This is a genomic window from Agrococcus sp. TSP3-2-1 (assembly GCF_049897585.1).
GTDB lineage: Bacteria > Actinomycetota > Actinomycetes > Actinomycetales > Microbacteriaceae > Agrococcus.
Map to the genome: position 1 here is coordinate 204,756 of NZ_JAFCWN010000005.1, position 11,434 is coordinate 216,189.

Sequence of the window (11,434 nt, forward strand, 5' to 3'; positions counted from 1 at the left end):
GATCAGCGCAAGATCGGCTCAGGCCGGATCAGGGCTCGCGGTTCAAGCGCGAGCGGAGGAACTGCTTGGTCTCCGCCCAGGCCGCCTCCGACGCATCCCGGCTGTACTTCGGCACATCCGCGTTCTGGAAGCCGTGGATCGACGCCGGGTAGGAGCGCACGTGCACGTCGTCGTAGCCCTCGGCCTCGAGCCGCGCGCGGTAGTCCTCGGGCGCCTCGCGGCCGCTCCAGTCGTCGCTCTCGGCGAGCTGGAAGAGCACCGGCACGCGCGGGCCCGACTCGATGCCGGGGAAGGGCGCGCCGTAGTAGGCGACGATCGCGTCGAGCGTCGGCTGCTGCGCGGCGTACATGAGCGCGATCGTCGAGCCCATCGAGAAGCCCACGATGCCCGCGCGGCGGCTGCCGCCCGCGCGCGCCTCGCCGAGCGTCTCGCTCAGCATGTGGAGCGCGCCCTCGAGGTCGGCGTAGCGCTCCTGCAGCAGCTCGCCCGCCTCGGCGTCCTCGCGCGTCGAGCGGCCGGCGTAGAAGTCGGGCACGGCGACGCGGAAGCCCTCGTCGGCCAGGCGCCGGCCGAACGCGTCGATCCACGGCAGTCGGCCGTTCCAGTCGTGCGCGAGCACCACCACGGGGTCGCCCTCCGCGCCGTACCAGCGGGTCGCGGTGTCGTCGGTCGTCTCGATCGCCATGCTGCGCTCCTTCGCTCTCTCCAGCGAAACGTTAGCCCAGCCACGTACGGTGCCCCTATGGCAGACGGAGAGAGCTCGCGCATCCATCCCTCGAGGGCAGCGGATGCGGCGGGTCGCGCCGGCGACAAGGCGCAGGACGCGGCGGGGCGCGCGAAGCGCCACCCGGCCGCGTCGATCGCGCAGGGCGTCGGCCAGGTCGCGAACGGCATCGTGCACCTCATCATCGGCGGCATCGCGCTCGGGATCGCGTTCGGCGCGGGCGGCTCGGCCGACCAGTCGGGCGCGATGCGGGCGCTGCAGGACACCCCGCTCGGCGCGGTCGCCATCTGGTTCGTCGGCATCGCGCTCGCCGCGCTCGCGGTGCACTCGGCGGTGACCGCGATCGCCGAGTCGCGCGAGGGCTGGAAGGAGGCGGTGCGGCCGGGCGGTCGCGCGGTCGCCTACGCGGCGGTGTCGGTCACCGCGCTCGGCTTCGCGCTCGGCAGCGGCAGCGACAGCGAGGAGGGGGCGCAGTCGGTCTCGGCGCAGCTGCTCGCGACCCCCTTCGGGCCGTGGCTCGTGGGCCTGCTCGGCCTCGCGATCGTCGCGATCGGCGTCGCGTTCGTCGTCCGCGGCGCGAAGCGCGAGTTCCGCGAGGACGTGTCGCCGCCCGCCCGGTACCGCAAGGCGGTCGACGTGCTCGGCACCGCCGGCTACATCGCGAAGGGCGGCGCGGTCGCCATCGTCGGCGTGCTGTTCGTCACCGCCGCGTTCCAGCAGGACCCCGAGGAGGCGGGCGGCCTCGACGGAGCGCTGCAGTCGCTCACGACCGTGCCGGGCGGGGTGATCGTGCTCGTGGCGATCGCGCTCGGCCTCATGCTCTATGGCGTCTACTGCTTCGCGCGGGGCGCCTGGTCGCGCTGACCGCCGGCCGACTGCTCGGGGTCGCGTCGCCCGTCAGCGCGAGCCCGGCCGCGTGCGCGGGTGCGGGAGGATCGGGTTCCGCAGCCGCAGCAGCTCCTTCGCGAGCTCCGCGGGGGTCTTGCCGCCGCGCTCGCGCACCGGCAGGTCGTCGAGGGTCGGCTCGGGGTTCCGGCCGGATGCGTCGTCGTCGAGCGCGAAGCCGGGCTTCCCTCGGCGCGCGGGCGACGCATCCGCCTCCTCGCGCTCCGCGCGCCCCGCGTCCTCCGGCGCCTCGGGCACGTGCGGGTGCGGCTCGACGCGGCCGCGCAGCCGCGCGTCGAGCACCGAGAGGTCGGGGCTCGACGCCTGCAGGTCGCGGCCCATCGTGCGCAGCACGCGCACGGTCGTCTCGTAGTCCTCGTCGGAGACGGAGCGCTCGACGCGGCGCGAGACCTCCTCGTCGCCGAGGGAGCGGCGGGCCCGCTCGACGGCTGCGGCGGCGAGCTCGACCCAGTCCTCGAGCCGGCGACCCCGGTGCACGGCCATGGCGACCTCCTTCCCCCCAATCGTGCTCCCTCCGGCTGTGAACCGCACGCCCCGACCCGGCGCGGCGCGGCGCGGGCGATACGCTCGGCCTCGTGCTGCTCAGCGATCGCGACATCCGTGCCCGGCTCGCATCGGGAGAACTCGGCCTCGACCCCCTCGATGCGCAGATGGTGCAGCCCTCGAGCGTCGACGTGCGGCTCGACCGGGCGTTCCGGCTCTTCGACAACCACAAGTACCCGTTCATCGACCCCGCCGAGGACCAGCCCGAGCTCACTCGGCTCGTCGAGGTCGGGCCCGACGAGGCGTTCATCCTGCACCCCGGCGAGTTCGTGCTCGGCGCGACCTACGAGCGCGTCACGCTGCCCGACGACGTCGCCGCGCGGCTCGAGGGCAAGTCGTCGCTCGGTCGCCTCGGCCTCCTCACGCACTCGACGGCGGGCTTCATCGACCCTGGCTTCTCGGGCCACGTGACGCTCGAGCTCTCGAACGTCTCGACGCTGCCCATCAAGCTGTGGCCGGGCATGAAGATCGGCCAGGTCTGCTACTTCCAGCTCTCGTCGCCCGCCGAGACGCCCTACGGCAAGGGCGGCAACCTCAACCGCTACCAGGGCCAGCGCGGCCCGACCGCGTCGCGCTCGGCGCAATCGTTCCACCGCACGCGCATCGAGTCGCCGATCGCCGACGGCGACGTGCCGGCGGTGCCGGCCGAGGTCGAGCAGGCCGAGCCCTGATCCGCTGATGGCAGGTCCCCTGCGGGTCGAGCGCGACGTCTCGGTCGCGGCATGGCTCGCCGACGCGCTCGCGTGGGACAGCACCCTCGCGGTGATCGTGCCGCCGATCTTCGAGGCCTACGCGCGCGTCCTGCACCCCGCGACGCTCCACACCCCGACGGGCGAGACGGATGCGTGGGGAAGCCCCCGGCTCGACGCTCGCGACCTGCGATGGGACGAGGCGTCGACGCTCGTGGGGGAGCGCGAGCTGCCGAGGGAGCCGTCCACGGCCTGGGAGGCGCGCTTCGGCACGGGTGAGCTCGAGCTGCCCGACGGCCGCAGCATCACCGCGCCGCACGGCGGCGACTTCCCCGCGGCCACGCTCGCGCACCTCGCGGCGCTCCTCGTCGAGGAGCACGGCGACGCCGAGGTGCTCGCGGCGGTGTGGGAGGGCAGCGGCCTCGACCAGAGCGGCATCGGCTGGATGTTCTTCCCGGGCCCCGGCGAGCCGCCGCTCACGGCGGCGCACGTGCGCGACCTCGAAGCCGAGCAGCGCGCGGCGTTCGAGTCGTCGATCGACCCCGAGGTGCGCGCGGCGATGGCGGACCGCACGCTCCTGCAGGTCCCCGGCCGCGACCACGTGCTGCTGCGAGGCCGGCTCGAGGTCTTCGCCGACCCGGCCTGGCAGCGCACCGCCGGTCTCGGCTGGCGCCCCGGATCCGGCGGCGAGGGCCGCACGCCGAACGCGCTCTGGCCGGCCGAGCCGCCCGGGGCACCCGCGTGGTTCGTCGCGACCGACGTCGACCTCGACGTGACGCTCGTGGGCGGCAGCGCGCACCTCATCGGCCGCGTGCTCGGGCATCCCGCGCTCGAGGCCGAGCGCATCCGCCCCACCGACCCGCTGCTCTGAACGCCCGCGTCACGGGGCGACGTGCGTGACGACCCGGGTCGACGCATCCCATCGCCGCACCGCGACGCCGCGGCCCTCGATCGCCGGACCGAGCAGCGCGAGCGCCGCCGCGAGGTCGACGAGGCGCAGCCGGCGCGCGAGGGTGACGTGCGGCATCCAGCGGCCGAGCAGCAGGTGCGGCGGGTCGTCGCCCTCGCCCGCCGCGCGCAGCACGGCGGAATGCAGCGCGAGGAGCGCGGCCGAGGGCACGACGGCGCGCGCGAGCACGCGCCGCTCGCCCGAGCCGAACAGCAGCGGCGGCCCGAGCTCGATCGGGATCGGCAGGTCGGCGTCGATCGAGAGCGGATGCGGCACGGGGCTCGAGCGCATCGCGAGCGTCACGTGCGGGCGGTTGCTCGTTGCGGTGTGCCCGGCGAGGCTCGAGAGGCCCGCCGCGGCGAGCGCGTCCCACTCGCGGCGCACGGCCTCCTCGGCGGCCTCGTCGAGCAGCAGCTCGAGGCTCGTGATCGCCTTCGCCCCGTCGCCCGGTCCGCGCGGCTCCATGCCGCCATCCTCGCGCATCCGCTCCCGGCACGGCCGAGGGGCGGCCGGGACGATCGGTCACTCGAGCCAGCGGCTCCGCGGCGGGAGTGCTTCGGCTCAGGCCGTCGCGCGCTCGGGCGCCATCGTGGCGGCGAGCTCGCCGAGCCGCGCGGCGCGGGCGCGGCGCGCCTCGACCGCGTCGATCGCGCCTGCCCGCTCGAGGGTGTCGATCGCCGCGCGGACGTCGAGCGCGATCTCCTCGCGGCGCTCCGGCGGCAGCGCGCCGACGGCGTCGGCGAGCCGAGCCGCGGAGCGCTCGCTGCGCAGCGGCGGCGCGGAGCGGGCGCCGCGGCGAGCGAGCAGCACGAGCGCGACGCTCAGCAGCGCGTCGGCGACCATGGGGATGACCCACGCGCCGGAGACGGGGATGCCCGACCCGACGAGCGAGTCGTCGACCTCGGCGCCGGAGGAGAGCCACGCGATCGCGCCGATCGCGCCGAGCACCGCCGGCACACCGCGCACGAGCCAGACGCCGGCGCCGGCGCGATCGGCGCCGCGCGAGCGCAGCTCCCCGACGAGGCCAGGGATCCCGAGCAGCAGCGAGACGGCCGCGATGATGCCGAAGCTCGCGACCGCGAGGCCGCCGCCGTCGCCGAGGAAGATCCACGCGAAGACCGGCAGCCCCCAGACGAACGTGAGGGCGAGCCCGCCGATGATGAGCGCGACCTTGGGGACGCTGAGGGCGCGCTGCCAGGCGGGCGCGCCGCGCCGCTCGCCGCGCAGCATGAGCGCGAGGTGGCCCGGCGCGGTCATCGCGAGCGCGTCGCGCACGCGATCCTCGCCGCGGAACGCTGCCGCCTCCATCCGCCACCAGTCGTCGGCCGTGAAGCTCGAGCGGTGGGCGGCGTAGCCGGCGGCGCTCACGCGTTCCAGCTCTCGACCGGCGGCACGACCTCCACGAGCCGCGAGCGCTGCTCGAGCCACGGCCTGCCGTCGAGCTCGAGCCCGATGGGGCGGGCGCTCCCGACGACGGCCTCGGCGTAGGGCCGGAACGCCGCGATGCCCTGGGGCGGGAGCGGGCCGAGCGAGACGATCACCGAGCCGCCCTCCCGCACCGCGAACCACTGCACGAGCGAGTACGGCTCGCCGGCGCGCTCGGCGAGCACCTGCATGCGCAGCGCCTCGCCGAGGCCCGCGAGCTCGACGACGTCGAAGCGGGGCGGGAGCGTCGCGGGCGGCTCGAGGATCGTGCGCTGCACCTCGTCCGGCAGCGCTCCCTCGATCACGTCGAAGCGCAGCACCGCGAGCGCGCTCAGCTGCGGCGAGCGCACCGCGAGCGTGTAGGTCGCGGTCGGGGCGACGCCGCCGCGCACGACGTCGAGCCAGCGCGCGACGCCCTCGCGGTCGTCGAGCAGCCCCGGGTCGTGCGCGCCGAGGCGCTCGAGCTCGGCCTGCGCCCAGCCGGGGGAGGGCTGCTCGCGCGGCACCTCGACGGTGAGCGTCGGGTCGAAGTCGACTTCGATGCCGTGCATCAGGGCTCCCAGGCGAAGGTCGCGACGTGCGCGTCGATGAGCGCGATCCACTGCTCGAGCACCTCGTCGTCGGCGGGCAGGTCGGTCGGATGCGTGATGACGGCCGTGAGCTGCAGGGCACGGCGCCGCCCGGTGCCTGGCACGGCGATGAGGTAGACGATCGAGGTCGTCGCGCTCGACTCGCCGTCGAGCTCGACGTCGCGGCGCTCGAGCCAGCGGACGGTGGCGCCCTTGTCGTCGAGCGGCTTCGCACCCTTTCGGCGGATGGCGTCGATGACGACCTCGCGCACCGGCGCGTCGGGCGTGCTGACGCGCTCGACCGCGGTGATCGTCGCGGGGAGGAAGAGCGACTGGGGCGTCCCCTCGCCGGGCATCATGATGAGGATCGCGCGCTGCTCGCGCAGCTGGCTGAAGGCGGTCGCGGCGTGCCGCCGCAGCTGCACGAGCAGGTCCGGTCGGCCGGCCGTCGCGAGCCGCTTCGCGGCCGCGCCGAGGAGCTCCTCCTGCGTCTGCTCGTCGGGCCGGTGCGAGGTCCAGCCCTGCGGCAGCAGCATGCGGAACGCGGGCACCTTGCCGTCGCCGCGCAGCAGCGTGCGCAGATCACTCATCCTGCCACCTCCGCGGCCAGGCTATCGGGGTCAATACGTCGGCCAGCGGAGCTGCTCGTAGGTGCCCGGGATGCCGCTGAAGAGGCCGACCGTGTCGCGCACGACGCCGGGGAGGACGCCGAAGTAGTTGCCCACCGTGTCGCCGATGTGCGCTGCGGTCCACGGCAGGTGGTCGAGGCCGCCGAGCGCATCCCACGTGTCGGAGCCGTGCGTCGAGATGAACTCGCCGATCATCTCGAAGCCCTCGCCGGCGAGGTAGCCGGCTTCGGGGGTGAGCCCGCGCATGTTCGCGACCCAGGTCTTGGGATTGATGCCCGATCCGGTCGCGGAGAGGCCCCAGCGCGCGGCGTCGTCGCCGAACGACATCCCGCCCGACATGCCCACCCAGCTCTTCATGCCGGTCTTGAAGCCGCCCGAGGCGAAGTCGCCGAGCGAGCCGATCGGCAGCACGCCGACGATCGCGAAGCCGAGGTCCCAGCCGCTCGCGTCGCCGCGCGCGAACTGGTAGATCGTCAGGCCGAGCGCGACGACGCCCACGATGAGCGCAAGGAGGCCGACGATCGGACCGCCGACGATGAGCGCGAGCGCGGCGAGCACGAGCCCGGCGACCGAGAGCACGGTCTGCACGAACTCGACGAGCCCGTCGAGGTTGTCGAGCCAGCTGTCCTCGAGGCCCTTGCCGTTCTGCGTCTCGATGCCCTTGTACGCATCCTCGAACTCGCCCCACCACGTGTCGTAGGCGGCGTCGTAGTCCTTCGCCTCGGCCTCCCAGTGCTCGTACGCGGTGTCCTTCGCCCGCCGCGCCGTCTCGACGGCAGTCTCCTTGGCCGACTCCGCCTGCGAACGCGCCGTCGGATCGTCGGCGTCCTCGCCCGTCGGGTAGGCGACCGGCACCGCGAGCGCGTCGTGGTAGGCCTCGAGCTTCGTCTCGTAGATGCCCCAGAGCCGCTCGCACTCGGGCACGATGCGCTTCATGGTCGACTGGGCGGTCGACAGGGCGGTGCCGTAGTCGCGCACGTACGGCCCGACGCGCATGTAGAAGGTGCCCGCCTTGTCGAGCTCCTGGTAGACCTCCTTCGAGACCTCCGTGAGCTTGTCGACCCACTGGCCCTCCTGCTCGGCGCCATCGGTGACGAGCGTCTCCATCGTCGAGGCGGCGAGGGTCATCTTGACGCCGAGGCTCACGATGTCGCTGCCGCGCTGCCAGATGTCGGACGCGTTGCCCTCGAGCACGTGGATGTCGTGGTTCCCGGGGGACTGCTCCATCGCGGCCACTACTGCTCCTCGCTCTGCATGCCGTCGGCGAGCTCCTTGTCGCCGGTCTGCCACCCCTCGCGCAGCTTCGTCGCGCTCTCCAGCACCGCGTCGAGGCCCTCGCGCAGCTGCTTGCGGCGGTCGTCCCACTGACCCTCGAAGTCGTGCACGCGGCTCTGGAGCTCGCCGTGCCCGTCGGGACGGCCGACGGCTGCGACGAGGTCCTCGCGGCGCGCGGAGGCCTGCTCGAACTCCTCGATGATCTCGGCGACGCGCGACTCGAGGCGCTCGAGCATCGCGTAGTTGACCTTGATGTCCATGGCGCTTCCGGGTCGGGGATCGGGGACGCCCCCGACGATAATCACTCAGCTCTGAGCCCGCGATGGGGACTACTCCCCGCCCGGCGCCGCGAGCGCGGTCGGGCTCAGTCGCGGTCGTCGATCGTCGTGGGCTTCGGGTGCACCGGCAGCACGAGCAGCAGGCCCGCGAGCAGCACGAGGATGATGCCGAGGATGCCGAAGCGGGTGTCGCCCGTGAGCGAGACGAAGACGCCGAAGAGGGTCGCGGTGAGGAAGGAGACCGAGCGGCCCGTCGTGGCGTAGAGGCCGAACATCTCGCCCTCGCGCCCCTCGGGCGTGATGCGCGCCATGAAGCTGCGCGACGCCGACTGCACGGGGCCGACGAAGGTCGCGAGCGCGAGCCCGCAGAGCCAGAACATGTGCTTGCCGTCGACGAAGATGACCGCCGATCCCGAGGCCACGAGCACCGCGAGCGAGACGATGATGACGAGCTTCGGCCCGAAGCGGTCGTCGGCCCAGCCGCCCACGAACGTGCCGATGCCCGCCGTCACGTTCGCGGCGATCGCGAAGAGGATGACCTCGGTCGGGGTGAAGCCGAACACCTGCGCCGCGATGATCGCGCCGAAGGTGAAGACGCCCGAGAGCCCGTCGCGGAAGATCGCGGAGGCGAGCAGGAACAGGAGCGTCTTGGGCGCGCGGCGGCCGATGCGGCCGATCGTGCGGAAGAGGATGCGGTACGACTCGAGGATCCCGACGCGCTTCGGTGCGGCGCCGGTCGGCGGCACCTCCGGCACGCGCACGAGCAGCGGGATCGCGAAGCCGAGGAACCACACGGCGCTCGCGAGCACCGCGAGGCGCACGTCGAGGCCGCCGCCGTCGCGGCCCGCGGGCACGTCCAGGATGCCGTTGCCCTCGCGGCCCATGTCGAAGATGAACAGCACGAGCAGCAGGCCGAGCAGCACGATGCCGCCGACGTAGCCCATGCCCCAGCCGAAGCCCGACGTGCGGCCGAGCGCCTCGTTCGTCGACACCTGGTGGAGCATCGCGTTGTAGTTGACGCTCGCGAACTCGAAGAAGAGGTTGCCGGCGGCGAGCAGCGCCGCGCCGAGCCAGATCCCGCCCGGCACCGGGGTGACGAAGAACATCCCGAGCATCGCCAGGATCGTGAGCCCCGTGTTGACCGCGACCCACAGCTTGCGGCGGCCGCCACCGTCGGAGCGCTGCCCGACGATCGGCGCGAGCAGCGCGACGAGCACGCCGGCGATCGCGACGGCCCACGCGACGATCGAGGCGTTGTCGGCGAGCGCGCGCGTGAGCGGGGCGCCGCCGGCCTCGGCGACCTCGGCGTCGACGAAGAGGCTCGAGGCGAGGTAGGTGCTGAAGATGAACGTCGTGACGACCGCGTTGAACGACGCGGAGCCCCAGTCCCACAGCGCCCACGCGCGGGCGCGGCGCTTGAGCTCGCGGCGCGGGACGGGCGCGAGCCCCGCTTGCGACGGCTGCACGAGGTCGTCGGGCGACGGCTTGCGGGGGACGGATGCCTCCACGGGCTCCTGCGAGACGCTCATGGGCTGAGCGTATGGCCGCGAGGCGAACGGCGGGTGCCGCGCCACGGTCGCGGCCGAGGGTGGTACCGAATCGTCGCCTGAAGCCGGTCCCGAGCGACCATTCGGTACCACCCGCCCCCGAGGGTGGTACCGATTGGTCGCCTGGAGCCCTGCCCGAGCGACCATTCGGTACCACCCGCGTCAGGCGGCGCCGAGCCGTCGGGCCCGAGCGGCGCGCACTCGCGTCACGAGGGAGCGCCCGCCGTCGCGCAGGTCCGCCTTCGTCGCCCGGATCACGATCCAGCCGAGTGCCTCGAGCCGCTCCTGGCGCCGGATGTCCTTCGCCCACTGCGCGCTGTCGGTGCGGTGGTGGTCGCCCTCGTACTCGATCGCGATCCGCAGCTCGGGGTAGGCGAGGTCGAGCTCGGCGACGAGCCCGCCTTCGTGCCAGACCTGATGCTGCACGACCGGCTCCGGCAGCCCTGCCGCGACGATCGCCAGGCGCGAGCGCGTCTCACGGGGCGAGTCGACGCCGACCCGCGCAGCCGTGATCGCGGCGAGCAGCGCGGCGGCGCCGGGCGCGCGCCGGTACTGCTCGACCGCCGCCGAGAGCTCGTCGAGCGTCGCGTACGGCCGCTCGAAGCGCAGGTCTCGGTAGCGCTGGGAGGGCGTGACGAGCGCGTCGACGAGCATCACGAGCTGCTCGTGCTCGGCGCTCCGACCCATCGTCACGAAGGCGCCGATCGGCCCGAGCGTCGGCAGCCCGTCGATCTCGCCCACGCTGAGCTTCGAGCTGGCGAACTGCAGAGATCGCACCCCAGCGGCTCGAGTCCGCGCCATGCCGTCGGGCACGCCGACGACGAGCGGCTCGCCGAGCTCCCACGCCGGATCGACCGGCAGCCCCCACAGCCGAGCCGCGGTGATGCCGGCGTAGACGTGCTCGGTGCGCATCCGGGGCGCAAAGGCGCGCGCGAGCGCCACCACCGAGTCGGGCGGGGCGTCGACGCGCACGCCGTGGAAGGGGCGGGCGAGGTCGCCGGCGCGGAGCCGGCGCGGCGAGACGCCGAGCCGCAGCGCCTCTGCGGTCGAGAAGGCGCCGCTCGCGAGCGGCTCGGGCAGCGGTGCGGGGAGCGGCATGCGCGCATGGTGCGCCGTCCCGCGCGCCGACGTGGACGCATCCGCCCAGGGGTGTGGAGAGCGCGTCAGGCGGCGAGCGAGATGAGCAGCGACGCGAAGACGGCGATGATGACCGTGCTGTAGGCGAAGCCGACGATCGACTGCACCGTGACGAGGCGCCGCGCCGGCCAGGTGGTGAGGGCGACGTCGGCCGATGAGAACGTCGCAGAGAGCTGCACCGAGAGGTAGACGAAGTCGGAGAAGTCGCGCTCCTCCTCGCCGGGGAACTCGAGCCCGCCGCGCTCTGCCCAGCCGCGCATGTGCTCGACGGCGAACACCGCGACGAGCAGCACCCACGTGCCCCCGACGCCGAGCACGCACGACGCGATGAGCCAGAGGTCGATCGAGTCGCCGCTCGTCGCGAGCAGCACGACCGAGATGACCCCGACCACCACGATGAGCACCGCCCACGACGTCGGCCCGCCGCCGTAGAGCACGCGCACGATCGCGCTCAGCTCCTCCGAGCGGCGCAGCCGCGCGCGGAGCCGATCGCCCGAGAGCGAGCGGAAGGCGAGGTGCGAGAGCCACAGGAACGCCGGCCCGTAGGCGCCGAACGCGAGCGTCAGCACGCTCGCGAGCGACGACCGCATCGAGAGGTCGACGCCGCCGAGCGCGCTCATGCCGAGCACCGCGAGCGCGGCGAAGGCGCCCGCGATGAGCGACGCCAGGGTGTGCCGGGTGCTCTCGCGGTGGAGCCGCCGATTGCCTCTCGCCACGTCGTCAACGCTACCGGCGAGCGGCGAGACTCTCGGCTGATGCACAG

At 73.9% G+C, this 11,434-nt stretch carries 14 protein-coding genes; 3 read left to right on the forward strand and 11 right to left on the reverse strand.

The window, feature by feature from the left end; all coding sequences use genetic code 11:
* Positions 1-28 precede the first annotated feature (28 nt).
* Positions 29-685, reverse strand: a complete 657-nt coding sequence (locus ACP7BI_RS09275) for a dienelactone hydrolase family protein (RefSeq protein ID WP_425845401.1) — start codon at positions 683-685, stop codon at positions 29-31.
* A 57-nt stretch (positions 686-742) separates the two neighbouring features.
* Here ACP7BI_RS09275 and ACP7BI_RS09280 point away from each other — a divergent pair, with 57 nt between their 5' ends.
* Positions 743-1,588 carry a DUF1206 domain-containing protein gene (locus ACP7BI_RS09280; protein WP_425845404.1) on the forward strand — a complete coding sequence of 282 codons (846 nt, stop codon included), beginning with the start codon at positions 743-745 and terminating at the stop codon, positions 1,586-1,588.
* Between the two features lie 33 nt (positions 1,589-1,621).
* Here ACP7BI_RS09280 and ACP7BI_RS09285 read toward each other — a convergent pair whose 3' ends face one another.
* Complete coding sequence (locus ACP7BI_RS09285; RefSeq protein ID WP_425845406.1) at positions 1,622-2,113, reverse strand: hypothetical protein; 492 nt, start codon at positions 2,111-2,113, stop codon at positions 1,622-1,624.
* Between the two features lie 92 nt (positions 2,114-2,205).
* On the opposite strand from ACP7BI_RS09285, the gene dcd reads away from it, so the two are divergent.
* Together dcd and ACP7BI_RS09295 are read left to right on the forward strand one after the other, a co-directional pair.
* Complete coding sequence (gene dcd, locus ACP7BI_RS09290; RefSeq protein ID WP_425845409.1) at positions 2,206-2,844, forward strand: dCTP deaminase; 639 nt, start codon at positions 2,206-2,208, stop codon at positions 2,842-2,844.
* A 7-nt stretch (positions 2,845-2,851) separates the two neighbouring features.
* A complete protein-coding gene (locus ACP7BI_RS09295) occupies positions 2,852-3,733 on the forward strand; it encodes a hypothetical protein (protein WP_425845412.1) in 882 nt (293 codons plus the stop codon).
* A 9-nt stretch (positions 3,734-3,742) separates the two neighbouring features.
* Here ACP7BI_RS09295 and ACP7BI_RS09300 read toward each other — a convergent pair whose 3' ends face one another.
* From ACP7BI_RS09300 to ACP7BI_RS09340, 9 genes are all read right to left on the reverse strand, one after another.
* Entirely contained in the window at positions 3,743-4,276 is a 534-nt protein-coding gene (locus tag ACP7BI_RS09300) for a 2'-5' RNA ligase family protein (protein WP_425845414.1), read from the reverse strand.
* A gap of 96 nt (positions 4,277-4,372) precedes the next feature.
* Positions 4,373-5,179, reverse strand: coding sequence for a hypothetical protein (locus ACP7BI_RS09305; protein ID WP_425845417.1), 807 nt, complete (start codon positions 5,177-5,179; stop codon positions 4,373-4,375).
* Complete coding sequence (locus tag ACP7BI_RS09310) at positions 5,176-5,787, reverse strand: hypothetical protein (RefSeq protein ID WP_425845419.1); 612 nt, start codon at positions 5,785-5,787, stop codon at positions 5,176-5,178. The genes ACP7BI_RS09305 and ACP7BI_RS09310 overlap by 4 nt, the downstream gene beginning before the upstream one ends.
* Positions 5,787-6,395 (reverse strand): hypothetical protein, encoded by a 609-nt coding sequence (locus ACP7BI_RS09315; protein WP_425845421.1) that lies wholly within the window; start codon positions 6,393-6,395, stop codon positions 5,787-5,789. Before ACP7BI_RS09315 ends, ACP7BI_RS09310 begins: the two co-directional genes overlap by 1 nt.
* Before the next feature lie 30 nt (positions 6,396-6,425).
* On the reverse strand, positions 6,426-7,670 hold the full coding sequence (locus ACP7BI_RS09320) for a hypothetical protein (RefSeq protein WP_425845423.1): 1,245 nt from the start codon (positions 7,668-7,670) through the stop codon (positions 6,426-6,428).
* Positions 7,670-7,969 (reverse strand): hypothetical protein, encoded by a 300-nt coding sequence (locus tag ACP7BI_RS09325; RefSeq protein ID WP_425845425.1) that lies wholly within the window; start codon positions 7,967-7,969, stop codon positions 7,670-7,672. Before ACP7BI_RS09325 ends, ACP7BI_RS09320 begins: the two co-directional genes overlap by 1 nt.
* Positions 7,970-8,073: 104 nt before the next feature.
* Entirely contained in the window at positions 8,074-9,516 is a 1,443-nt protein-coding gene (locus ACP7BI_RS09330; RefSeq protein WP_425845428.1) for an MFS transporter, read from the reverse strand.
* 180 nt (positions 9,517-9,696) lie between these two features.
* A complete protein-coding gene (locus tag ACP7BI_RS09335; RefSeq protein ID WP_425845430.1) occupies positions 9,697-10,632 on the reverse strand; it encodes an endonuclease domain-containing protein in 936 nt (311 codons plus the stop codon).
* Between the two features lie 65 nt (positions 10,633-10,697).
* On the reverse strand, positions 10,698-11,387 hold the full coding sequence (locus ACP7BI_RS09340) for a DUF1345 domain-containing protein (protein ID WP_425845432.1): 690 nt from the start codon (positions 11,385-11,387) through the stop codon (positions 10,698-10,700).
* Positions 11,388-11,434: the final 47 nt, after the last annotated feature.